Origin of the sequence: Streptosporangium lutulentum (genome assembly GCF_030811455.1) — a bacterium.
GTDB classification, from domain to species: domain Bacteria; phylum Actinomycetota; class Actinomycetes; order Streptosporangiales; family Streptosporangiaceae; genus Streptosporangium; species Streptosporangium lutulentum.
Map to the genome: position 1 here is coordinate 491,043 of NZ_JAUSQU010000001.1, position 22,289 is coordinate 513,331.

Sequence of the window (22,289 nt, forward strand, 5' to 3'; positions counted from 1 at the left end):
CGATGACGTCACGTTCTCCGTGCCGCCGGGTCACGGGGGCGGGGGGACACACGACCACGCGTGGGTGACGGTACGGTCGGAGTCATGGAAGGCAACCGGTGGCATGTGGTGGTCGTCGGCGGCGGGATCGCCGGGCTGGCCGCCGCGTGGTACCTGCGGCAGGGCGGCGAGCGCGTCCGGGTGACCGTCCTCGACGGAGCCGGGCGGATCGGCGGCAAGCTCCACGCCACAGAGGTCGCGGGAGTCTCGATGGACGCGGGGGCCGAGGCGATGCTCGCCCGGCGACCCGAGGGCAAGGACCTGGCCCGGATGGTCGGCCTGGGCGAGGAGTTACGGCTCCCCGGCACCACCCAGGCGGGCATCCTGAGCCGGGGCACGCTGCGGTCGATGCCCAAGGGGCACGTCATGGGCGTCCCGTCGGACGTGGCGACGCTGGCCAAGTCGGGCATCCTCAGCCTCGGCGGCCTGGCCCGGGTGCCGCTCGACCAGGTCCTCCCGGAGACGCGCGTCACCACCGACGTGTCGGTGGCCGCCTACATCGGCGCCAGGATGGGCTCCGAGGTGGTCGAGCGCCTGATCGAGCCGCTGCTCGGCGGTGTCTACGCCGGTAGGGCCGAGAGGCTGTCGCTGGACGCGACGATGCCGCGGATCGCCATCGCGGCCAGGTCCGAGAGGTCGCTGCTCAACGCGGCGCGGGAGATCGCCGCCGAGGCGCCCAAGGACGCCGGGCCCGTCTTCACCACCCTGCGGCAGGGGATGGGAAGCCTGCCGGAGGCCGTGGCCGCCGCCTCGGGCGCGGAGATCAGGACCGGGGTCATGGTCAGGGAGATGCGGCGGACCGAGGGCGGCTGGCGGCTGGTGGCCGGATCGGTGCCCGAACCGGAGGTCATCGAGGCCGACGCGGTGATCGTCGCCACCCCGGGTCCCGCGGCGAGCCGCCTGCTCGCCGCGGAGGTGCCGCAGGCCTCCGCCGAGCTGGCCAGGATCGAGTACGCCAGCATGGCCATCGTCACCCTCGCCTACCCGCGTGAGGCGTTCCCCGAGCCGCCGACCGGCAGCGGTTACCTGGTCCCGCCCGTCGACGGGCGGGCGATCAAGGCCGTCACCTTCAGCTCGGTCAAGTGGCCGCACCTGACCGAGACCGATTCCGGCCTGATCCTGCTGCGCTGCTCGATCGGCCGGATCGGCGAGGAGGCCGTGCTCCAGCGCGACGACGCCGAGCTGGTCGCGCTGGCGATGGCCGAGATGGTCGAGGTCATGGGTGTGCGGGGGCTGCCCCGAGACTCCCGGGTGACCCGCTGGGGCGGCTCCCTGCCGCAGTACGACGTGGGTCACCTCGACCGGGTCGCCCGCATCCGCGCGGCCGTCGCCGCCGCGCCCGGCCTGGCCCTGTGCGGGGCCGCATACGATGGCCTCGGCATTCCCGCCTGTATCTCCACCGCCCGCACCGCGGCGGCCCGGATTCTGGAGCACTTGGATCCGGCGGGAGAATGGCAGCAAGAATCCGATTCGCTGACGAAGGGGTGAGGACGACGGACGGGAACGCACGGCCCAAGGCACGTGACCTGAACCAGGTGATCCGCTACACGATGTGGTCGGTCTTCAAGCTGAGCGAGCCGTGCCCGGGACACCGTGAGGGCATCGCCGACGAGGTTGAGGACCTGATGGCCCAGATGGCGGAGAAGGACGTGGTCACCCGCGGCCTGTACGACGTGGCCGGGTTCCGCGCCGACGCCGACTTCATGTTCTGGTGGCACGCGCCGACGGCCGAGGACCTGCAGGAGACCTACTCCCGTTTCCGCCGCACCGGCCTGGGACGGCTGACCGAGCCGGTCTGGTCGGCGATGGCGCTGCACCGCCCCGCCGAGTTCAACAAGTCGCACATCCCGGCCTTCCTGGCCGAGGAGGAGGCGCGCGCCTACGTGAGCGTCTACCCGTTCGTGCGCTCCCTTGAGTGGTATCTCCTGGACGACGCCGACCGCCGCAGGATGCTCGCCGAGCACGGCAAGATGGCTCGTGACTACCCCGACGTCCGGGCCAACACCGTCGCCTGTTTCTCCCTGAACGACTATGAGTGGATGCTGGCGTTCGAGGCCGACGAGCTGCACCGCATCGTCGACCTGATGCGCACCCTGCGCGCCGCCGAGGCCCGGCGGCACACCCGGGAGGAGACCCCCTTCTACACGGGGGTCAGGAAACCGGTCAGCGAGCTGGTCGCCGCCCTGCCGTAGCAGGCGGGCCACCGGCCGGGGCACGCCGTGCCGGGTCCCGTCCGGGCGGACGGCGGTCACCCGACCGCCGTCGGCTGCGGCCCGTCCGGGCGGCCACACCGGCCTCGTCGCCCCCGGTGCCGACCGGCGTCCACCGCGCCGGCGCCGGGTGTTCGACCCGGCCGGCCGTCCGCTCGCAGGACCCCGCCGGACCCGCGGACCCGGTGCCCTGTGAGGGGCGGGGGCGATGTTTCCCGAGGTACGGGTGGTGTCCTCGTGGGGGATGTCACTCGAAGATAATCCGATGAAACGCCCATACCATCCCTAGGTTTTGTCATACTCAGGGAAATCACCTGCTTTATGAAGAAGCCAAGGGTGAAAAGGGGCGAAGGCTTGGCACGGTCCACAGGGCGCGCGCGCGGACGCCGTAGGAAGAAGTCACGGTCATGGGTTCTTGAGGTCTCGGTGGGGGCGGCCGCGATGGCGGTCGCCGGTCTGGTCCTGGGGGGACCCTGGTTGCGGGGAGACACGCCGGAGCGGGAGGCGGGGGTGGCCAACGCGGACGCGGCGCCTCCGGTGGCGTCGTCCGCCCCGCCGAAGGCGGTCGGGGGAGGTCCGGTGGCGGCCGGCGAGCTGGACAAGGAGGACCAGGGGAAGGCGAAGCCGTCCGCGAGTGCCGACAGGAAGCGGCGGGTGAACGAGGACGAGGCCGCGGGGCCGTCCAAGCACACCGACAAGGACGCGGTCGCCTACTTCGAGAAGCGCAAGGAGACCAAGCGGGTCAAGGACATCCGGATCGTCGGCGGTTACCTCAGGATCTATACGGATCTACCTGATTCGGCGGACAACTCGAAGCAGGCGATCAAGCTCTGCGAGGCGGGGCGCGACTATCTCGTCGGAGAGCTCGGCAGGCTCAACCCCGTGGTCTTCGTCCAGGCGGAGTTCGGGGAGAACGGCAATCCCGTGCTGGCCAACATCCTCGGCCCGGACGACTCCGACTGCCGGGTCACCTATCCCGAACCGGGGAAATGACGAGCGTTCCGAAGCGGAGAAACGGCGAGAGCCGAGACTCGTGGTCTGAGGTAGTGATCATCGTGGCCGGTCAGGTCACCCGGACTCGGGTCTTGCCGCAGATCGCGCAACGCTGAGTGATCACCCGGCCGATGGTCTCGATGATCTCCCATCTGTGGCGGAAATGCACGGGGGCTCCTTGAGGGGCTCCTGAGGCAAAATACGCTGCGGAGACGACCGCATACCATGCGTGATTTTGCTGTGCCCTTCCCGGCCCCTCGTTAACCTCGCCCGGCGGTGCGACGCCCCATCGGCTTTTCGCCGACGGGGGTCGCGGGAGATCGTGGGATCCGGTGCCTACTTGACGGGTTCCAGCCTCAGCGAGACGGAGTTGATGCAGTAGCGGTCGTCGGTGGGTGTGGCGTAGCCCTCGCCGTGGAAGACGTGGCCGAGATGGGAGTCGCAGGCCGCGCACCGGACCTCGACGCGGGTCATGCCGAACGAGCGATCCTCGATCAGCGTCACCGTCTGGGATTCCGACGGCTCGTAGAAGCTCGGCCAGCCACAGTGGCTCTCGAACTTGGTGTCCGATCGGAACAGTTCGGCGCCGCAGGCCCGGCAGCTGTAGACGCCTTCGGTCTTGGTGTCGACGTACTCCCCGGTGAAGGCGGGCTCGGTGCCCGCCTGGCGGAGAACGCGAAACTCTTCGGGAGAGAGCTCGACACGCCATTCGGCGTCGCTCTTGACCACCTTGTCCATTTCTTAAGCCTATGCGGTCGCGGGAGCGTTCCGATGGGCGGGATCCGGGCCGGATGACCGAAAAAGATCTTGAAGGGTGAAGCATCCATTTATAGCCGATTTTGCGTCTTTATAGGTGTGGAGGGTGATTTTGCCTTCCATCTGAGGGGTGAGGCCATCTGTCCGACCGTCCCACAGGCTGTGGAACGGCCGAGAATGCCACCGGCCAGGTGGCGCGCCAGCGCCTGGAACCGGAGTGCGACAGGTGGTCGTACGGTCCGTCCCGTTGAGTGCCCGGTCCCGCCGCCGCGGCGGCTCCGGGACGGACCTGCCCCGGCAAGAGTACGGTTCGGGTATGGCGTCGCCTTACATCGAGTTCACGGTAGGGGACAGGGTCGTCAAGGTCACGAACCCTGACAAGATCTACTTTCCGGAAATCGGGGGGACCAAGCGAGAACTGGTCGAGTACTACCTCGGCGTGGGTGAAGGCGCCCTGCGTGCCCTGTACGACCGGCCCACCCACCTCAAGCGTCATCCGGACGGCGTGGAGGGCGAGGCGATCTACCAGAAGCGCGCTCCCGTCAAGCGTCCCGACTGGCTGGAGACGGTCGAGATCCGCTTTCCCAGCGGGCGCACCGCCGAGGCGATCCAGGTGACCGAGGTCGCCACCATCGCCTACTGCGCGAACCTGGCGACCATCGACTTCCACCCCTGGCAGGTCCGGGCCTCCGACGTGGACCATCCCGACGAGCTGCGCATCGACCTCGACCCGCAGCCCGGCACCGGTTTCGACGAGGCGCGCCGGGTGGCCTTCGCGGCCCACGAGGTCCTCGGCGAGCTCGGGATCACCGGTTTCGTCAAGACCTCGGGTGGCCGGGGAATCCACATCAACGTGCGGATCGAGCCGCGCTGGGACTTCACCGAGGTGCGCTACGCCGGGATCGCCCTCGCCCGGGAGGTGGAGCGCCGCGTGCCCGGCCTGGCCACCACCGCGTGGTGGAAGGAGGAGCGGGGAGAGCGGGTCTTCATCGACTACAACCAGAACGCCCGCGACCGGACCGTGGCCAGCGCCTACTCGGTGAGGGCCAAGCCGCACGCCCCGGTCTCCACGCCGCTCACCTGGAACGAGCTCGCGGACGCCGACCCGCGCGACTTCGACATCCGTACGGTCCCCGCCAGGTTCGCGAAGCTGGGAGACGTGCACGCCGCGATCGACGATCGGGCCTTCTCGATCGAGCTCCTGCTGGAGTGGTTCGAGCGCGACGGCCGGCAGGACATGCCCTATCCGCCGAACTACCCAAAAATGCCCGGTGAGCCCAAGCGGGTCCAGCCCAGCAAGGCCCGGCACGATCCGCAGTGAACGGCGCCGGCGCCCCGTCTCGGCCGGCCCGGGAGCGGTGACGCCGGCCTTACCGGTGGCGCCGCCCGAGGGTGAAGGACGCGTTCACCCCGAGGATGCCGACCCACAGGAGCACGAGCACGAACCCGAGGAACGGGCCGCTCAGATCGCTGAAGGATATGGCTATCGTCCCGGGCACGCCGAGACCGAGAGAGATGATCGCCAGCGCCAGCCGCTGGCCGGCGTCCACGGAGGGCCGGACCGCGGGGCTCTCCTTGCGGACGCGGGCGGCGACCCGGTCGTCCACCCGCCTGTCGATCTCCTGGTCCATCTTCTCCAGGAAACCCTCGACGAGGGAGTCTTCGTAGTCGGGTCCGAGGTCTCGGCGGGCCGCGAGCGAGGCGCGTAACTCGTCGCCGGAGGAGGGTGATCGTGCCATAGTCGAGATATATCGCTTCTTTGCGGCTCTGTCCATCGTCCGTGCGAATGAGGTCTCAGCGGGCCAGGATGTCGTCCAGGTCGTAGGACACCGGATGTTCGAGCTGTTCGAAGGTGCACGACTCGGGGGTGCGGTCCGGGCGCGGGCGGCGGAACTGGGCGGTGTGGCGGAAGCGGTGTCCCTCCATGTGGTCGTAGGCGACCTCGATCACCAGCTCCGGCCGCATGGGCACGAACGACAGATCCTTGGAGGCGCTCCACTTGGAGAGCGCGCCGGGCAGGGACTCGGCACTCCAGGGGTGAGGGTCGTGGCTCACGTAGGGAGCGAGCTCCTCGACCATCTCGGCCCGGCGCCTCATCGAGAACGAGGCCGCCACACCGACATGGCGGAGCACGCCCTGCGCGTCGTAGAGCCCCAGAAGCAGGGACCCGACCACCGGGCCCGACTTGTGCTCCCGGTATCCCGCCACCACGACGTCGGCGGTGCGTTCGTGTTTGACCTTGAGCATCACCCTCTTGTCCGGCTGGTACGGCAGGCCGCCGGACTTGACCACGAGGCCGTCCAGCCCCGCGCCCTCGAACGTCTCGAACCACCCGGCCGCCTGTTCCTCGGACGTCGTGACCGGCGTCAGCCGCACCGCGTCACCGGCTCCGCCGAAGATCGACTCCAGTCGCTCGCGGCGCGCGGAGAACGGGACGTCCATCAGGGACTCCTGTCCCAGAGCCAGCAGGTCGAAGGCGACGAACGACGCCGGGGTCTGCTCGGCCAGCAGCCTCACCCGGGAGGCGGCGGGGTGGATGCGTTGCTGCAGCGCCTCGAAGTCGAGCACCTGGCCGCCGCGGATGACGATCTCCCCGTCCACCACCACCCGGTCGGGCAGCTCCGCTCTCACCGCCTCGACCAGTTCGGGGAAATAGCGGGTGAAAGGTCGTTCGTTGCGGCTGCCGAGATAGACCTCGTCCCCGTCGCGGAACGCGACGCACCGGAAACCGTCCCACTTGGGTTCGTAGAGGAGCGTGCCGTCCTGCGCGGGCAGGACCTTGACGGGTTTGGCCAGCATCGGGGCCACCGGCGGTGCTATCGGCAGGTTCACCCCCTCATCCTGTCCGAAGGACGTTCGCCATGGGTGTTCTCTCGCCGTGCGGTCTGATGATCCGGTACGGCCTCACCCGGCCGGCGGGAGGGTCTCCGGGCGTGGCCGGTGACGGTTCTAGGACTCCCGGGCGTACTTGACGAAGAGGAACCCCTCCTCCTCCAGGACGTGGACCAGGCTGAGGTGGGTGAGCGAGGCCGGGCCGTTGAGGATGCGGGAGGCGTCTCCGCCGATCAGGATCGGGCTCACCGTGAGGCAGAGCTCGTCGATCAGGCCGGCCGTGGAGAGCTGGCCGTTGATCTTGGAGCCGCCCTCGCACAGCACCCGCTTCAGGCCGCGGTCACCGAGTTCCTTCATCGCCAGCGGCAGATCCACCCGATCGCCCCCGGCCACGATCACCTCGGCGCGCTCGGCCGCCTCCTGACGTCGTTCGCGGGGCGCCGCCTCACAGGTGATGACGATCGTCCGGGCGTACGGCTCCGCCTCGGCGAACAGCGGGCCGGTCAGGTCCAGGTCGAGCCGCCGGGTGATCACGGCCACCGGGGGAACGGCCGTGCGGCCCTCTCTAAGGGGGCGCCACGACTCTCTCGGCCGGACCGGGCCGTACCCCTCGGTCCGCACGGTCGCCGCTCCTGCCACGACGACGTCGGCCAGCCCGCGCAGCACCCCGAAGATCTGCCGGTCGCCCCCGCCGGACAGACCGCCGGACAGGCCCTTCAGCCAGGTCCCGCCGTCGGCGCTGGCCACCATGTTGACCCGGACGCACGGACCGTCGGGGTAGGCGTAGACGCGCGGCAGGTCGACGTCGCCTGAACTCGCAGGATGGATGAGGCGCATCCACACACTTTGACACAGTGGCGATCCGTGTGCGTTTTCCAGCACGGTCGATAACGGATTCGACGCTTCTAGTGACTTCTGATGACTCTCGTTACATGATTCGTGACTGGAGACCTGGAGGGCTGTGTGGGGCTGGTCGCGATCGTGACGTGGTTGATCACTGCGATGGCGGGGTTATACCTGCTCTACCTGTGGATCTCCGGGGGAGGTCTGCGCCAGCAGGCGACGAAGGTCACCCGGTTCCCCACCCTGCTGATCCTCGCGCATCCGGTCCTGGCGGTCTCCGCGCTGGCCTGCTGGGTCGCCTACGTGCTCACCTTCGAGCGCTTTCTCGCGTGGCTGTCGTTCGGGGTGCTCGTGACGTCGGTGCTCCTGGGCTTCACCATGTTCACCCGCTGGCTGGGCGGCGGCCGTCACGCCCGCGGCGCCGAACAGCGGTTCCCCATGATCGCGGTCCTGCTGCACGGCGCGGCCGGGCTGACGACGTTCGTCCTGGTGCTGCTCACCGCCGCGGTCGCGTCCGGAGCCTAGACCCGAAGTCCGGTGACGCCCCGTGGATCCTGGAGCAGTGAAGGATCTGTATGGAGCGCGAGGTCACCTCGACCGCGGTTTCCGGCTGCCAGAACACGTCGGCGAGCGGGTGGTCCCTGGGCGTCTCGTTCGCGGTGTCCAGCACGATCTGCCACTTCTTCCCGTATCTCGCCTCGGGAAGGGTGAAGGTCATGTCCTCGTGATGGGCGTTGATCAGAAGCAGGAACGAGTCGTCCACGATCTGCTCGCCGCGCGGGCCCGGTTCGGTGATGGCGTCGCCGTTCAGGAAGACGACCAGTGACTTGGCGTAGCCGGTGTGCCAGTCGGAGGCGGACATCTCCTCCCCGGCGGGGGTGAGCCAGACGATGTCGCGCGTGCCGTCCTCGGCCTTGCGGCCGTGGAAGAACCGGCGCCGCTGGAAGACCGGGTGCCTGCGCCGCAGCTTGGACAGGATCCTGACGAAGTCGAGGAGGTCTTCCTCGGTCTTGGCCAGCGACCAGTCGATCCAGGAGATCTCGTTGTCCTGGCAGTAGGCGTTGTTGTTGCCCTTCTGGGTCCGGCCGAACTCGTCGCCCGCCAGCAGCATCGGCACGCCCTGGGAGAGGAACAGGGTGGCCAGGAAGTTGCGGCGCTGGCGCCGGCGCAGGCGCACGATCTCCGGGTCCTCCACCGGTCCCTCGGCCCCGCAGTTCCACGACCGGTTGTCGTCGGTGCCGTCGCGGTTGTTCTCCCCGTTGGCCTCGTTGTGCTTGCGGTCGTAGGAGACCAGGTCGTTCAGCGTGAATCCGTCGTGACAGGTGACGAAGTTGATGGAGGCCACGGGACGGCGGCCGGAGAGGGCGTAGAGGTCGGCGGATCCGGTCAGCCGGGAGGCGAACTCGGGCAGCGCGGACCCGTTCCCACGCCAGAAATCTCGTACGCTGTCGCGATATTTCCCGTTCCACTCCGTCCAGAGGGGCGGGAAGTTGCCGACCTGGTAGCCGCCGGGCCCCACGTCCCACGGCTCGGCGATCAGCTTCACCTGGGAGATCACCGGGTCCTGCTGGATCAGGTCGAAGAACGCGCTCAGCCGGTCGACGTCGTGCAGCTCGCGGGCGAGGGCGGCGGCCAGGTCGAATCGGAACCCGTCGACGTGCATCTCCAGGACCCAGTAGCGCAGGGAGTCCATGATGAGCTGCAGTGCGTGCGGCGAGCGGACGTTGAGGGAGTTCCCGCACCCGGTGTAGTCGAGGTAGTAGCGCCGGTCGCCGTCGTGCAGCCGGTAGTAGGCCGCGTTGTCGATGCCGCGGAAGGCCAGGGTGGGCCCCATGTGGTCGCCCTCGGCCGTGTGGTTGTAGACCACGTCGAGGATGACCTCGATCCCGGCCTCGTGCAGCGCCCGCACCATCGCCTTGAACTCCAGCACCTGCTCGCCGCGCTGCCCCGAACTGGAGTAGGCGGCATGCGGGGCCAGGTAGGCGATCGTGTTGTAGCCCCAGTAGTTCGTCAGGCCCCGGGCGACCATCGCGTGCTCGGGCACGAACTGGTGCACCGGCATCAGCTCGACCGCGGTGACGCCCAGGCTCAGCAGGTGGTCGATGACCGCCGGATGGCTCAGCCCCGCGTAGGTGCCGCGCTGCTCCTCGGGCACGGCGGGGTGGCGCATGGTGAGCCCGCGCACGTGCGCCTCATAGATCACGGTCTGGTGGTACGGCGTGCGGGGCAGCCGGTCGTTGCCCCACTCGAAGAACGGGTTGACCACCACGTTCTTCGGCATGTAGGGGGCCGTGTCGTCGTTGTTGCGGCTGCTCGGATCGGTGAACTGGTAGGAGAACAGCGCCTCGTTCCACTCCAGGTCGCCCTCGATGGCCTTGGCGTAGGGATCGAGGAGCAGCTTGGAGGGGTTGGACCTGTGCCCCTGGGAAGGGTCGTAGGGGCCGTGGAAGCGGTAGCCGTACCGCTGTCCCGGAATGACCCCGGGGAAGAAGCCATGCCAGACGAAGCCATCCACCTCGGGCATGTCAATGCGTTCTTCGCTGCCGTCATCCCCGAAAAGGCACAGCTCGACCCGCTCGGCCACCTCGGAGAACACCGAGAAGTTGGTGCCCACGCCATCCCAGGTGCCACCGAGTGGATACGGCTCTCCCGGCCAGACTTCGCGCATGTGGCCCTATTCTCCTCCAGTTAGGCCCTCGTGTGCAGCATGTTGTCGCTCTTGTCACCTTTTAGCGGGAAAATTCGAAGGCCGAGACTGATCTGCCTCGCCTTACCGCTGCGTCGGGGGAGCTCACGAGGTACCGCGGGTCTTCGTTTACTGCCTGCTCTTGTCGTCGGATGCGTGGCCGGGTCGGACGGCCTTCGGACAGGTGGGCCCAGCCGCGCGCACGGAGCCGGTCGCCCCGGGCTTTCCCGACGGTCGTGCCCGCGAGGCGTGGGTTGCCTGAGTGTATGTGTTCGAAGTGACTGAGCGCGACGCCCGGTGACCAGGACCCGAGCCGGGATCCCGGGTTCAGAGCCGGGGAGGACGCCGAACGGCCACGCCCGCCCGGATGGGGCAGGCGTGGCCGCGGAAAAGGGTGATCAGCTCAGCAGTTCGGCGTTGAGGGTGATCGTCGTGCCGGTGAGGGCCTTGCTCACCGGGCAGTTGGCCTTGGCCGTCTCGGCCGCCTGCTGGAAGTCCTCGGCCGACAGGCCGTCGACCTGGGCGCGGACCGACAGGACGATCCCGGTGATGCCCTCACCCGGCTGGAAGGTCACATCGGCCTTGGTCTCCACCGACTGCGGCGGGGTGCCCGCCTGAGCCAGCCCGTGCGACAGGGCCATCGAGAAGCACGAGGAGTGCGCCGCCGCGATGAGCTCCTCCGGGGAGGTCTTGCCGTTGGCCTGCTCGGCCCGCGAGGCCCAGGACACGTCGAACGTGCCCACTCCGGAGGTGTCCAGAGAGACGGTGCCCGACCCGTCGAGCAGCGCGCCCTTCCACTGAGTTGTCGCGGTGCGTGTCGTCGCCATGGCGATTGTCCTTTCGATCACGAAGCGTTAGCCATGCACGACCTTACTCGCCGAGATCGCGGAGCCGCTCCCCGGAGCCCCTTTGCCGTCCCGGGGCGGCGGTGGCCGTCACAGGAGCCCGCAGGAGTCACCGAAGCCCCGTCGGCGGCGTCGAAAGCGCCCCCTGCGGCGCCGGGGAGGGGTGGGTCGCGGCCCGTTCGATGAGGGCGTCCAGGTCCAGGCCGGCGGGCAGGGTCCCGAAGGCGCGGCCCGACTCGCCGCTCAGGCGGGAGACGCAGAAGGCGTCGGCGACGGCCGGGGGCGCGAAGCGCACGAGCAGGGAACCCTGCAGGACCAGGGCCATGTCCTCGGCGACGCGCCGGGCCCTGACCTCGATGTCGGTGACGTCGCCAAGGGACTTGCGCAGGCGGTCGGCGGCGTCGTCCAGCCGCCGGTCGGCGCCGGCCGCGAGCGAGACCTCCGCGAGGAACGCCTCCTGCGCCTCGGGCTCGCGGCCCAGGGCGCGCAGCACGTCCAGCGCCGCGACGTTCCCCGAGCCCTCCCAGATGCTGTTCAGCGGCGACTCGCGGAACAGCCGGGGCATCTGCGACTCCTCCACGTAACCGTTGCCGCCCAGGCACTCCAGCGATTCGGCGGCGTGGACGGGGGCGCGCTTGCACACCCAGTACTTGCCGACGGCCAGCGCGGTACGGCGCAGCGCGCTCTCGGCCTGGTCTCCGGCGATGGCCCGATCGGTGGCCCCGGCCAGCCTCGTCATCAGGACGGTCGCGGCCTCCGACTCCAGGACCAGATCGGCCAGGACGTTGCGCATCAGGGGCTGGTCGATCAGTTTCCTGCCGAACGCGCCCCGGTGCGCGGCGTGGTGGACGGCCTGCGTCACGCCGTACCGCATGCCGGCCGCGGAACCGATCACGCAGTCGAGCCGCGTCAGGTTGACCATCTCCAGGATGGTCCGCACCCCCCGGCCCTCCTCGCCCACCAGCCAGGCGGTCGCGCCGTGGTACTCCACCTCGGCGCTGGCGTTGGACCTGTTGCCCAGCTTGTCCTTCAACCGCATCAGGTGCATGGCGTTGCGGCTGCCGTCGGGCAGGACCCGGGGGAGCAGGAAGCACGACAGCCCGCCAGGCGCTTGGGCGAGGACCAGGAACACGTCGCACATCGGGGCGGAGTTGAACCACTTGTGCCCGGTCAGGGCATAGCTGCCGTCGCTCAGCGGTTCGGCGCGGGTGGTGCCGGCGCGGACGTCGGAGCCGCCCTGCTTCTCGGTCATCGCCATCCCGGCGAGCACGCCGCGCTTGCCGAGCGGCGGGCGCAGCCCGAAATCGTAGCTCCGGGAGGCCAGCAGGGGCTCCCAGTCCGCGGCGAGCGCGGGAGTGTGGCGCAGCGCCGCGATCGAGGCGTAGGTCATCGAGATCGGGCAGCTGTGTCCCGACTCGACCTGGCTCCAGACGTAGAACTTGGCCGCGCGGGCCACGTGCGAGCCCGGCCGCTGGCTCGACCAGGGAGTGGCGTGCATGCCGTTCTCGACCGCGACGGTCATCAGCTCGTGCCAGGCGGGGTGGAACTCGACCTCGTCGATCCGCCTGCCGTACCGGTCGTGGGTGCGCAGGACGGGCGGATGCTCGTTCGCCAGTCGTCCCCACTCGATGGCCTGCTCCGACCCGGCGAGGATGCCGAGCCGGTGCAACTCGCCGGTGGCCCAGCCGGCGCCCTCGCGCGTCATACCGGCCACCAGCGTGGCGTCAGCGGACACGTCGTGACCGCTGAGAGGGGGAGCCTGGTTGAAGACGTCATGGGTCACGTACGGCCTCCGATGAACTCACCTGCACCATTTATTGGGTTCTGTCACCCATCTCAGCATTCTTCTCGCTTCCACACACCGGCGTGGAGCCCGGACGTCTGATTCACGAAAATGACGCCGGTGATCGCCGGAGGCCGCCCGGCGCCGGTGGGTCAGGAGTTCTTGACCAGGTCGCGGATGTAGTCGTCGTCCTCGTCGCTCTCGGCGAGCACGCGGTCCGCGCCCCTCTGGGCGCGAGCGTCGCCCCGGACGGCCAGACCGCGAGTGGCCTCGGCCACCGTGTTCAGGTCCTCGTCGTCGAGCCGGGCGGCCAGCGCGTCACGGATCTGCTCGGTGTCCTCCGCCAGCCCCGCCAGCCCCATGGTCGCCCAGTCGCGCACCTCCTCGTCGGAGTCCTCGGTCATCGAGATGAGCAGCGCGAGCCCCTCGGCGTGACCCTGGGGCAGGACGGCGGCCAGCGCGGCGGGGTCGGCCTGGGTGCGCACCCAGCCGTCGGCGGTGATGATCTCCAGCACCTCGGGCAGGGCCCGCGGGTCGGCGTGATGGCCGAGCGCGCCGAGCACCGAGCGCAGCACCCGCTCGTCGCCCTCGGTGGCCGCCATCCGCCGGAGGACCGGCAGCGTGTCCTCCAGGTAGGGCTTCTCGCCCTCGGTGAAGCCGAACTCGGCGAGCACGTCGACGGCGAACTCCCGCTTGCGCGGGTCCTCGCTGACGCTCAGCCGGGTCAGCGCGTCGAAGGTCTCCTGGTCACCGCGCTTGCTCAGCGAGCTCGCCACCGTCCACCAGGTCTCGGCCTCCTCGTCGACGTCCCGGTACGGCAGCGCCCGCTCGACCAGGGCGTCGAACGGCTGCGGCTCGTTCGTCGCGTCCTCCAGCAGGGTCGCGATGGCCGCGTGGCCGCGCTGGCACTGGAGCTCGGCCGTGCGGGTCCCGTCGGGACCCACGGCCGCGACGGTCACCAGGTCGGTGCCGTCCTTGGCGCGGGTGCGGCCGATGACGAACTGGGAATCCTCGGGGGCCTGCTCGGTGAGCTGCTCCAGCAGCGCGCTCTCCAGCTGGGTGCCGAGCCAGTCGCCTGCGATGATCAGCGGAGTGTCGCCCTCGCCGTCCGGGCGGGCCGGGTCGGCTCCCGCCTCCAGCAGCACGCGCACGGCGCCCAGGGCCCCGCGCCGGGCCGCCAGGGTGAGCGCGGTCTCACCGTTCTCGTTGGCGTCCTCGGCGTCGGCTCCGGCCTCCAGGAGCACCCGCAGCGTGTCGGCCTGGCCGTTGGAGGCGGCCCAGAGCAGGGCGCTCCACCCGTCGCTCTCCCGGCCGGCCGGATCCGCGCCGGCGGCCAGCAGCGCCTCCACGATCTCGGTGTGATCCAGCGCCGCGGCTCCGGACAGGGGCAGCCCCTCGTCCTCGCCCCCGCTGATCCGGTTGGGGTCGGCGCCGTGGGCCAGGAGGGCGCGCACGACCGGCAGGCGGCCCCGCGTCGAGGCCAGATAGAGCGCCGTCGTCTCGTTCGCGCCGTCGGGGTCGGCGCTCGTGCCGCTCTGGAGCAGGTGCTCGACCCGCTCGGCGTCGTTCCCCGTCACCGCGTCCAGAAGTTCTTGGTACATGTCTCCGGATCATAGGGCTTGTCCGCCGGGCTCAGCCGCCCAGCGCCCAGGCTTTGCGTAATCGCCCGGGGCCGCTCACCCGGGTCGCACGGCCCGGCCGTACGGCGAGCGCGGCCGATCGGCCCGGCGGGGTCGCGGATTCCGCGGAACGCACGTCGTCCAAGGTATGGAGGAGCGACTCCTCCCTTCGAGGGATCCCCTGCGAAGACAAGTCGAGATATGTTGTGTGCCATGAACGACCCTGGTGCAATGCGGGCCTCGGACGCCGAGCGGGAGGCCGCCGTCGAGCTGTTGCGCGTCGCGTCCGTCGAGGGTCGTCTCACCCTCGGTGAGCTGACCGAGCGCACGGAGGCCGCCTACAGCGCCGTCACGCGGGCGGAGCTGGTCGTGGTCACCTCGGACCTGCCCCAGGCCGGCCAGGCGCCGATGCCCGCGCCCGCCCAGGCCCCGGCGGAACAGCAGGGCCGGACGCGACGCTGGTTCGTGGCCGTGATGGGCGACTCCAAGCGGCGCGGAAAGTGGCGCATCGACAAGCCGCTCGGCGCGGTGGCCGTGATGGGCGACGTCGTGCTCGATCTACGCCAAGCCGAGGTCCGGAGCGGGGTGGTGGACATCGTGGCCACCGCGGTCATGGGCGACGTGAAGATCATCGTCCCGGACGGCGTGGACGTCGATCTCGACGGCATCGCGATCATGGGCGACAAGAAGGTCCAGGTCGTCGAGGCGCCCCCGGGCATGACCGTCCCGCTCATCCGGGTCAAGGCCTACGCCGTCATGGGAGACGTCAAGGTGATCGGCGACTCGCGCGCCGAACCCGTCAAGAAGGCCTGGGCCGCCTGGCGGGAGCAGTGGCGGGAGATGCGGGGCGAGCTCCTGGGCGAGCCGCGGCACCTGCCGCCGCCACCGCTCCTCAACCGGGGACCCCACCCGGAGCAACCTTCCGCTCAGGCGCCGTATCCACACGAGCACTACCCTCGGCAGCCGTTCGATCCGGATCAGCCGCTCCGTCCGCGGGATGACGGTCGATGGCAAGAGCGCCAATGGCAGGACCGCCGGGAGCGGGGGCACTGACGGCTGGACGCCCGCTCCCTGGCTTCCGGTGATCGCCCGTTGAGGCGCGCGCTCCTCCTGGCGTCCCGCCGCCGATCGTCGAGTCCTCCGGATTCACGGAGACCGGCGTCACGGTGAGGCTTTTTGTGCTTCCGGTGGAAATGCTTGGAAACGCGTGCAACGTCTTCGGGGGGCCGGGGCGTAGTGATCGGTGACGGACACCGAACAGTGAGGATCCCCGAATGCGAGACCGGGCCGACTTCGAACGCTACGTGGAGCAGCGTTCGGCCCGTCTGCTGCAGACCGCCTACCTGCTGTGCCGGAACTGGGGCACCGCGGAGGACCTGCTGCAGACGGCTCTGGCCAAGGCGTGGCTGGCCTGGCGGCGGGTTGGCGACAATCCCGACCCGTACGTCTACCGCATCCTCGCCAACACCCACGCCTCCTGGTGGCGGCGCAGATGGCGAGGGGAGGTGCCCAGCGAGGTCCTGCCCGACGTGGCGGGGCAGGACGAGACGGGCGCGGTCGGGGCGCGTGAGGCGGTCCGGCAGGTTCTGGCCGGACTGCCGGACAAGCAGCGGGCCGTGGTCGTCCTGCGCTACTTCGCCGACCTGCCCGACCCGCAGATCGCCGAGATCCTCGGCTGCTCGGCGGCGACCGTCCGCAGCCAGGCCAGCCGGGCCCTGGCCAGACTACGCGTCGATCCCGCGGCGATCGCCGCGATCACCACGGGGAGCTGAGATGACGATCACCGAATCCGAGCTGCGCGAGATCCTGACCGGGGAGGGACGCGAGGACCACCACAGGGGCGTGACCGTCGCCGACGTCGACCGGCGCGTCCGCGTGATCAGGCGCCGCCGCCTGCGGGTCATGAGTGCGATGGCAGGCCTGGGGATCGTCGCGGGCCTGGCGTTCGCCGTGCCGCGGGTGGAGAACACGATGGCGTCCGAGGACATTTGGACCGGCGTGATGACCCAGCCCACGAAGACGCCCAGGATCGTTTCCACCCCTGTGGGGGGACCGGTGATCAAGGACGCGCTGGGCGGCAGGCGCTACAAGGAGGGCGGGGTTCGCAAGGGGTTCGTCGTCGCGAACAGATCCTCGCAGATCATGGTGAGGTTGTCGTGCTCCGGATCGCTGACCAAGGCCGCGCTCTGGATCGACGGAAAGCTCGTCAAGGCCGGCCCCTGTGGGGGAAAGAACCCTGTCGGCACCTACGCGCTCTGGTGGGAGGGACCACAGGACGACCGCGCTTCCAAGCACACCGTGACCGGCGCCGTACTGCAGGCCGGGGCACGTACCCCGGAACAGCTCTACGGCACGGCGGACGTCGAGCACCTGCTGGCGGCGAGTGAGCCGTTCGACGTCACGTGGGATATCTCGGTCGATCGGATGGGTCCTCCGGAGTGCGTCAACAACGCCATCCAGGTCGACCCGGACACCGGAGAGATCGTCCGGCTCCGGTGTGAGGAGAAACCGACGACGCCTCCGAGCGTTCCCTGACGACGTGCCGCTCAGGCCGTCGCGAAGCTCTTCTCCCGCTGTACGGCCTGCTCGTACCGTTCGAGGAGCACGGTCGCGAGTTCCGGGGCGGCGCCGAGCACGTCGGCGACGACCTCGGCGCCCGCGGCCAGGGTCGTGGCGCGGATCCTGTCGGCGAAGTAGCCGGGGGCCAGCAGGTAGGGGGCCACGACCACCCGCGGAGCCCCGGCCTCGACGAGCCGCCGGACCTCCTGCTCGGGGGTGGGCTCGGCCGCCGAGGCGTAGGCGGTGGTCACCGACCACCAGCCGCGCCGTCCGGCCCACTCCCGGGCGACCTGGGCGACCGTCGCGTTGGCCCGCCGGTCGCTGGAGCCGGCCGAGACCAGCACCACGGCGGTGCCGGGATCACCGGCCTCCACCCCCGCCTCGGCCAGGCGCCGCTCCAGGGCGGTGACCAGCAGCGGGTGCGGGCCCAGGGTGGCGCCCCGGTGCACGCGCAGCAGAGGCCTGCGGGCCGTCACCTCGGCGAGCGCGCCGGGGATGTCCACGCGGCTGTGGTAGGCCTCGGTGAGCAGCAGCGGCAGCACCGCGGCCTCGGCCAGCCCGGACAGCGCCATGGGGAGCGTCGGGGGAGCGTGGTCGAGGTAGGCGGTGCGCACGGGGAGCTCCGGACGCGCCCGCCGCACGAGGTCGAGCAGCCTCTCCACCGTCGCGGCGGCGCGCGGGTCACGGGACCCGTGCGCCACCGCGACCAACGGGACCGTGGACGCGGTGCCGGGGGCACGCCACGTCATAGATGAAGACCGCATTCCGTCTTGCCCAGTCCGGCCCAGCGACCGCTGCGCGGGTCCTCTCCCGGAGCGACCTGGCGGGTGCAGGGGGCGCAGCCGATCGAGGGGTAGTTGTCGTAGTGCAGCGGGTTGATGAGCACGCCGTTGTCGGCCATGTAGTTGTCGACGTCTTCCTGCGTCCACGTGGCGATCGGGTTGATCTTGACCATCTGGCGCTTGGCGTCCCACTCCACGACCTTGACGCCGGCGCGGGTGCTGGCCTCGTCGCGGCGGATGCCGGAGACCCAGGCGAGGTACGGCTCCAGCGCCCGGTTGAGCGGCTCGACCTTGCGCAGGTAGCAGCAGAGGTCGGGGTTGCGCCCGAACAGGCGGGGGCCGAGGTCGCGCTCCTGCTCGGCGACCGTCCGGGACGGTTTCACGTCGATCACGTTCACGTCGTAGACCTGCTGGACGGCGTCACGGGTGCCGATCGTCTCGGCGAAGTGGTATCCGGTGTCGATGAACAGCACGTCCACGCCCGGCTTGACCCGGCTGACCAGGTCGATCAGCAGGGCGTCGCTCATGGAGGCGGTGAGGCAGAGCCGGTCGCCGAAGGTGGCCGCCGCCCAGCGGATGATCTCGCGGGCGGAGGCGTCCTCCAGGAACCGCCCGGCCGACTCGACGATGTCCTGCAGGTCGAACGCGCCGCGCTGTTGCCGTAATCCGACTTCGACGTCCACCAGGCTGGTCATGATCGCACTCCGATTCCCAGAAACTTCAGCTTGAAAGCGCGGACGCAGGAGCGGCAGTACCAGCCGCCGTCACCTTCATAGGGTTCGAGGTCCTCGTCACCGCAGTAGGGGCAGTGGAAGGGAACCGCTCGCTCGGTCATTTGAGGTCCGCCTCGTCGGCGCGCTGAACCCAGTCGGCGAAGGTCTCGCCCTCGTCCTTCTGCTTCTCGAAGTTCGTGACGACGCGCTCCACGTAGTCGGGCAGCTCCTCGGCGGTGGCCTTCAGCCCGCGCACCTTGCGGCCGAAGCCCGGGTTGACGCCCAGCGAGCCGCCCAGGTGGACCTGGAAGCCCTCGACCTGCTCACCCTTGTCGTTGACGACGAGCTGGCCCTTGAGGCCGATGTCGGCGACCTGGATCCGGGCGCAGGAGTTGGGGCAGCCGTTGACGTTGATGGTCAGCGGGTCCTTGAAGTCCGGGAGGCGCTCCTCCAGCTCGTCGATCAGGTTGGCCGCGAGGGCCTTGGTCTCGACGATCGCCAGCTTGCAGAACTCGATGCCGGTACAGGCCATCGTCTGGCGGCGGAAGGTGGAGGGCTTGACCCGCAGGTCGTTGGCCTCCAGCTCGGCGACGATGCTGTCGACCTGGCCGGGAGCCACGTCGAGGATGACCATCTTCTGCTCGACCGTGGTGTGCACCCGGTCCGAGCCGTGCCGCTCGGCGATGTCGGCGATCAGGTTCAGCTTGTCGCCGTCGAGGCGGCCGACCTTGGGGGCGAAGCCGACGTAGAAGTTGCCGTCCTTCTGCTCGAAGACGCCCACGTGGTCCCTGCGCCCGCCGCGCGGCTGCTCGGGCGCGGGGCCGTCGGGCAGGGCGTGGCCGAGGTACTCCGTCTCGAGGATCTCCCTGAACTTCTCCGGGCCCCAGTCGTTGATGAGGAACTTGATCCGGGCCCGGTGCCGCAGGCGGCGGTAGCCGTAGTCACGGAAGATGCCGATCACGCCGCCGTAGGCGGGGGCGACCTGCTCGGGGGTCAGGAAGACGCCCAGTCGCTTGGCCAGCATGGGATTGGTGGACAGACCGCCGCCCACCCACAGGTCGTAGCCCTTCTCGCCCTGCTCGTTGACGACGCCCACGAACGCCACGTCGTTGATCTCGTGCACGGTGCAGTGCGCCGGGCAGCCGCTCAGCGCGGACTTGAACTTGCGCGGCAGGTTGGAGAACGCGGGGTTGCCGATGTAGGTGTCGTAGATCTCGCGGATCAGCTCGGTCGGGTCGATGAGCTCCTCGGTGTCGATCCCGGCCAGCGGGCAGCCCAGGATGACGCGCGGGGTGTCGCCGCAGGCCTCGGTGGTCGACAGGCCCACCGACTCCAGCCGCTCCCAGATGTCCGGGACGGCCTCGATCTCGATCCAGTGGAGCTGGATGTTCTGCCGGTCGGTGACGTCCGCGGTGCCCCGGCCGTAGAGGTTGGAGATGTCGGCGATGACGCGCAGCTGCGCCAGGTTGAGCCGGCCGCCGTCGATCCTGACCCGGAGCATGAAGTAGCGGTCGTCGAGCTCCTCCGGCTCCAGGATCGCGGTCTTGCCGCCGTCGATCCCGGGCTTGCGCTGGGTGTAGAGCCCGTACCAGCGCATCCGGCCCCGCAGGTCGGCCGGGTCGATGGAGTCGAAGCCGCGCTTGGAGTAGATGTCGATGATCCGCTGACGGACGTTGAGCCCGTCGTCGTTCTTCTTGTTCTCTTCGTTCTTGTTCAGAGGCTCGCTGTAGCCGAGAGCCCACTGACCTTCGCCGCGCGGGCGCTTGTGATGGCGGTTGGCAGGCCGGGCCGGGGTCGTCATGTGCGCGTCCTTTTGTTGCTCGATGGAATGATTTCCGGACACGCACAGGCGGCACCTCCCGCCTCATCGTTGAGTGCGGGGGTCGATTACTCAAACGAGGACGCCTGTCACGCGGCCGAGCTGGATGAAATCAGCAGAGGGCGACGATCAACGGACGTCACAACAGATGGCACTGCGGACACGCAGAAGGTCGACGTGGCGTCGCACGACGAGCAATGGGTCCACTGGCATGTCTCAGACGATACCCTGGTGGCCCGAGATGTCCAATGTCCGGTCCAAATTCTGGACGGAAACGTGGTCTTGGCCTTGTCGAGGCCGGTCCGCCGCAGCCCTACCCTTGCCGGGGCCAGCCCAGCGGTGACTCCCTGGGCCCCTCGGCCTGCTCGGCGGCCTGGTGCTGGCAGTCGCACCACGAGCCTCCCCGGCACTCCTCGTGCCTTCGCTCCTTGCACTCATTGCAGATCACCCTTCCATTGTGCGACTCCACGCGGCCGTTCCCTCCAGAACATCCCTCGGTTACCCTTGCCGGAGCCGGAACGAGGAGGCGCCGTGGGCCTGATGGACGAGCTGATGGCGGATCTGCGCGCCGAGACCGCCGAGCTCGACGCCATGATCCAGGGGCTCGACGCGACCGCCTGGGAGCTTCCGACGCCGGCCGAGGGCTGGGCCGTACGAGACCAGATCAGTCACCTCGCCTGGTTCGACGACGCCGCCACCGTCTCGGTGACCGATCCCGAGAGGTTCCGCGCCGCCCTGCCCGCCTTCCTCGCCCGCGGGCACGCCGGGGTGGACGAGCTGGCCGCCGCCTCGCGCGACCTCCCCGCCGCCTCGGTCCACGACTGGTTCCGTGCGGCCAGGGCCCGCAGCCTGGAGGCCTTCGCCCGGCTGGAGCCGGGGACCAGACCGCCCTGGTACGGGCCCGACATGTCGGCGGCGTCCTTCGTCACCGCGCGGCTGATGGAGACCTGGGCCCACGGGCAGGACGTGGCGGACGCCCTCGGCGTCGCGCGGACGCCGACCGCCAGGCTCAGGCACGTGGCGACGCTCGGGGTGCGCGCCATGCCGTACGGCTTCGCGATACGCGGCCTGCCGGCGCCGGCGCGTCCGGTGCGGGTGGAGCTGACGGCGCCCGACGGCTCACCGTGGTCGGCGGGTCCCGAGGGCGCGGAGGACACGGTCGAGGGGACGATGCTCGATTTCTGCCTCCTGGTGGTCCAGCGGCGCCACCTCGCCGACACCTCCCTGAAGGTGCGCGGCACGACCGCGGAGACCTGGACGGCCGTCGCCCAGGCGTTCGCGGGACCGCCGGGCGGCGGGCGGGCGCCCCTCAGATCGGCGATCACCCCATCGGGGATTTCCCAGGGGAATACCTGATAGAGCCAGGTGAATCCGGTCTGAGATGATTTGATCATGCGGACCTTGCTGAACGTCATCTGGCTGGTGTTCGCCGGCATCTGGCTGGCGATCGCCTACGTCCTCGCGGGCATTATCTGTTGTGTCCTAATTATTACTATTCCGTTTGGTATTGCATCCTTTCGGATCGCCGCCTACGCGCTGTGGCCTTTCGGCCGGACCGTGGTCCGCGATCCCGACGCGGGCGTGTTCTCTCTCATCGGCAACGTGATCTGGTTCGTCGTGGCCGGGGTCTGGCTGGCGATCGGGCACGTGCTGACCTCGATCCCGCTCTTCCTGTCGATCATCGGCATCCCGCTGGCCGTCGCGAACATCAAACTGATTCCGGTCTCACTGCTGCCACTGGGCGCCCGGATCGTCGACGTGAACGAGGCTGAGACGTTTTATCGCAGGTAGTCCGGTAAGTTAACCCGAA

Annotated in this window: 25 protein-coding genes; 10 read left to right on the top strand and 15 right to left on the bottom strand. The window is 69.6% G+C overall.

What is annotated here, in order from left to right; translation table 11 throughout:
- Positions 1-84: 84 nt before the first annotated feature.
- The 3 genes from hemG to J2853_RS02095 all read left to right on the top strand — a co-directional run bounded on the left by hemG (position 85) and on the right by J2853_RS02095 (position 3,242).
- Positions 85-1,527 (top strand): protoporphyrinogen oxidase, encoded by a 1,443-nt coding sequence (gene hemG / locus J2853_RS02085; protein ID WP_307554351.1) that lies wholly within the window; start codon positions 85-87, stop codon positions 1,525-1,527.
- The gene (gene hemQ / locus J2853_RS02090) at positions 1,491-2,231 is read left to right on the top strand and encodes a hydrogen peroxide-dependent heme synthase (protein WP_370879174.1); all 741 of its coding nucleotides are present in this window, start codon (positions 1,491-1,493) and stop codon (positions 2,229-2,231) included. Before hemG ends, hemQ begins: the two co-directional genes overlap by 37 nt.
- A gap of 372 nt (positions 2,232-2,603) precedes the next feature.
- On the top strand, positions 2,604-3,242 hold the full coding sequence (locus J2853_RS02095) for a hypothetical protein (protein ID WP_307554355.1): 639 nt from the start codon (positions 2,604-2,606) through the stop codon (positions 3,240-3,242).
- A 336-nt stretch (positions 3,243-3,578) separates the two neighbouring features.
- Here J2853_RS02095 and msrB read toward each other — a convergent pair whose 3' ends face one another.
- Positions 3,579-3,980, bottom strand: a complete 402-nt coding sequence (gene msrB, locus J2853_RS02100) for a peptide-methionine (R)-S-oxide reductase MsrB (protein ID WP_307554357.1) — start codon at positions 3,978-3,980, stop codon at positions 3,579-3,581.
- A gap of 334 nt (positions 3,981-4,314) precedes the next feature.
- Here msrB and ligD point away from each other — a divergent pair, with 334 nt between their 5' ends.
- Positions 4,315-5,319 (top strand): non-homologous end-joining DNA ligase, encoded by a 1,005-nt coding sequence (ligD, locus tag J2853_RS02105; RefSeq protein ID WP_307554358.1) that lies wholly within the window; start codon positions 4,315-4,317, stop codon positions 5,317-5,319.
- Positions 5,320-5,368: 49 nt separating this feature from the next.
- Here the strand turns inward: ligD and J2853_RS02110 are convergent, their stop codons facing one another.
- From J2853_RS02110 to J2853_RS02120, 3 genes are all read right to left on the bottom strand, one after another.
- Positions 5,369-5,737 (bottom strand): hypothetical protein, encoded by a 369-nt coding sequence (locus J2853_RS02110; protein ID WP_307554359.1) that lies wholly within the window; start codon positions 5,735-5,737, stop codon positions 5,369-5,371.
- A gap of 55 nt (positions 5,738-5,792) precedes the next feature.
- The gene (locus tag J2853_RS02115; protein ID WP_307554361.1) at positions 5,793-6,830 is read right to left on the bottom strand and encodes an ATP-dependent DNA ligase; all 1,038 of its coding nucleotides are present in this window, start codon (positions 6,828-6,830) and stop codon (positions 5,793-5,795) included.
- A 117-nt stretch (positions 6,831-6,947) separates the two neighbouring features.
- The gene (locus tag J2853_RS02120) at positions 6,948-7,667 is read right to left on the bottom strand and encodes a pyrimidine reductase family protein (RefSeq protein WP_307554363.1); all 720 of its coding nucleotides are present in this window, start codon (positions 7,665-7,667) and stop codon (positions 6,948-6,950) included.
- A gap of 102 nt (positions 7,668-7,769) precedes the next feature.
- Between J2853_RS02120 and J2853_RS02125 the strand changes: the two genes are divergently transcribed.
- Positions 7,770-8,198 carry a hypothetical protein gene (locus tag J2853_RS02125; RefSeq protein ID WP_307554365.1) on the top strand — a complete coding sequence of 143 codons (429 nt, stop codon included), beginning with the start codon at positions 7,770-7,772 and terminating at the stop codon, positions 8,196-8,198.
- On the opposite strand, the gene glgX is transcribed toward J2853_RS02125, so the two are convergent.
- The 5 genes from glgX to J2853_RS02150 all read right to left on the bottom strand — a co-directional run bounded on the left by glgX (position 8,170) and on the right by J2853_RS02150 (position 14,742).
- Positions 8,170-10,341 (bottom strand): glycogen debranching protein GlgX, encoded by a 2,172-nt coding sequence (gene glgX, locus J2853_RS02130; protein ID WP_307554367.1) that lies wholly within the window; start codon positions 10,339-10,341, stop codon positions 8,170-8,172. The genes J2853_RS02125 and glgX overlap by 29 nt on opposite strands.
- Positions 10,342-10,757: 416 nt before the next feature.
- Positions 10,758-11,186, bottom strand: coding sequence for an OsmC family protein (locus J2853_RS02135; RefSeq protein WP_089206388.1), 429 nt, complete (start codon positions 11,184-11,186; stop codon positions 10,758-10,760).
- Between the two features lie 127 nt (positions 11,187-11,313).
- The gene (locus tag J2853_RS02140) at positions 11,314-12,987 is read right to left on the bottom strand and encodes an isovaleryl-CoA dehydrogenase (RefSeq protein WP_307554370.1); all 1,674 of its coding nucleotides are present in this window, start codon (positions 12,985-12,987) and stop codon (positions 11,314-11,316) included.
- Positions 12,988-13,139: 152 nt separating this feature from the next.
- Positions 13,140-14,588 (bottom strand): ankyrin repeat domain-containing protein, encoded by a 1,449-nt coding sequence (locus J2853_RS02145; RefSeq protein ID WP_307554372.1) that lies wholly within the window; start codon positions 14,586-14,588, stop codon positions 13,140-13,142.
- Positions 14,589-14,619: 31 nt separating this feature from the next.
- Positions 14,620-14,742: a hypothetical protein gene (locus tag J2853_RS02150; protein WP_307554374.1), complete on the bottom strand. Its 123-nt coding sequence runs from the start codon at positions 14,740-14,742 to the stop codon at positions 14,620-14,622.
- A gap of 77 nt (positions 14,743-14,819) precedes the next feature.
- Here J2853_RS02150 and J2853_RS02155 point away from each other — a divergent pair, with 77 nt between their 5' ends.
- The 3 genes from J2853_RS02155 (at position 14,820) to J2853_RS02165 (ending at position 17,141) form a co-directional block, all read left to right on the top strand.
- Positions 14,820-15,659 carry a DUF1707 SHOCT-like domain-containing protein gene (locus J2853_RS02155; RefSeq protein ID WP_307554376.1) on the top strand — a complete coding sequence of 280 codons (840 nt, stop codon included), beginning with the start codon at positions 14,820-14,822 and terminating at the stop codon, positions 15,657-15,659.
- A gap of 221 nt (positions 15,660-15,880) precedes the next feature.
- Positions 15,881-16,378 carry a SigE family RNA polymerase sigma factor gene (locus J2853_RS02160; RefSeq protein WP_307554378.1) on the top strand — a complete coding sequence of 166 codons (498 nt, stop codon included), beginning with the start codon at positions 15,881-15,883 and terminating at the stop codon, positions 16,376-16,378.
- A gap of 1 nt (position 16,379) precedes the next feature.
- Positions 16,380-17,141 (top strand): hypothetical protein, encoded by a 762-nt coding sequence (locus J2853_RS02165; protein WP_307554380.1) that lies wholly within the window; start codon positions 16,380-16,382, stop codon positions 17,139-17,141.
- Positions 17,142-17,152: 11 nt separating this feature from the next.
- Here the strand turns inward: J2853_RS02165 and J2853_RS02170 are convergent, their stop codons facing one another.
- The 6 genes from J2853_RS02170 to J2853_RS02190 form a co-directional block, all read right to left on the bottom strand.
- A complete protein-coding gene (locus J2853_RS02170) occupies positions 17,153-17,914 on the bottom strand; it encodes a sirohydrochlorin chelatase (protein WP_307554382.1) in 762 nt (253 codons plus the stop codon).
- The gene (locus tag J2853_RS02175; protein WP_307554384.1) at positions 17,911-18,642 is read right to left on the bottom strand and encodes a phosphoadenylyl-sulfate reductase; all 732 of its coding nucleotides are present in this window, start codon (positions 18,640-18,642) and stop codon (positions 17,911-17,913) included. The genes J2853_RS02170 and J2853_RS02175 overlap by 4 nt, the downstream gene beginning before the upstream one ends.
- The gene (locus J2853_RS02180; RefSeq protein ID WP_089206396.1) at positions 18,639-18,782 is read right to left on the bottom strand and encodes an Insertion element protein; all 144 of its coding nucleotides are present in this window, start codon (positions 18,780-18,782) and stop codon (positions 18,639-18,641) included. Before J2853_RS02180 ends, J2853_RS02175 begins: the two co-directional genes overlap by 4 nt.
- A complete protein-coding gene (locus J2853_RS02185; protein ID WP_307554387.1) occupies positions 18,779-20,461 on the bottom strand; it encodes a nitrite/sulfite reductase in 1,683 nt (560 codons plus the stop codon). Before J2853_RS02185 ends, J2853_RS02180 begins: the two co-directional genes overlap by 4 nt.
- 147 nt (positions 20,462-20,608) lie before the next feature.
- Complete coding sequence (locus J2853_RS47750; RefSeq protein WP_364250218.1) at positions 20,609-20,692, bottom strand: putative leader peptide; 84 nt, start codon at positions 20,690-20,692, stop codon at positions 20,609-20,611.
- A gap of 100 nt (positions 20,693-20,792) precedes the next feature.
- Positions 20,793-20,927: a hypothetical protein gene (locus J2853_RS02190; protein WP_307554389.1), complete on the bottom strand. Its 135-nt coding sequence runs from the start codon at positions 20,925-20,927 to the stop codon at positions 20,793-20,795.
- Between the two features lie 92 nt (positions 20,928-21,019).
- Between J2853_RS02190 and J2853_RS02195 the strand changes: the two genes are divergently transcribed.
- Together J2853_RS02195 and J2853_RS02200 are read left to right on the top strand one after the other, a co-directional pair.
- Positions 21,020-21,835 (top strand): TIGR03084 family metal-binding protein, encoded by an 816-nt coding sequence (locus J2853_RS02195; RefSeq protein ID WP_307568571.1) that lies wholly within the window; start codon positions 21,020-21,022, stop codon positions 21,833-21,835.
- 36 nt (positions 21,836-21,871) lie between these two features.
- Positions 21,872-22,270: a YccF domain-containing protein gene (locus J2853_RS02200; RefSeq protein ID WP_307554391.1), complete on the top strand. Its 399-nt coding sequence runs from the start codon at positions 21,872-21,874 to the stop codon at positions 22,268-22,270.
- The last annotated feature ends 19 nt before the right edge of the window (positions 22,271-22,289 follow it).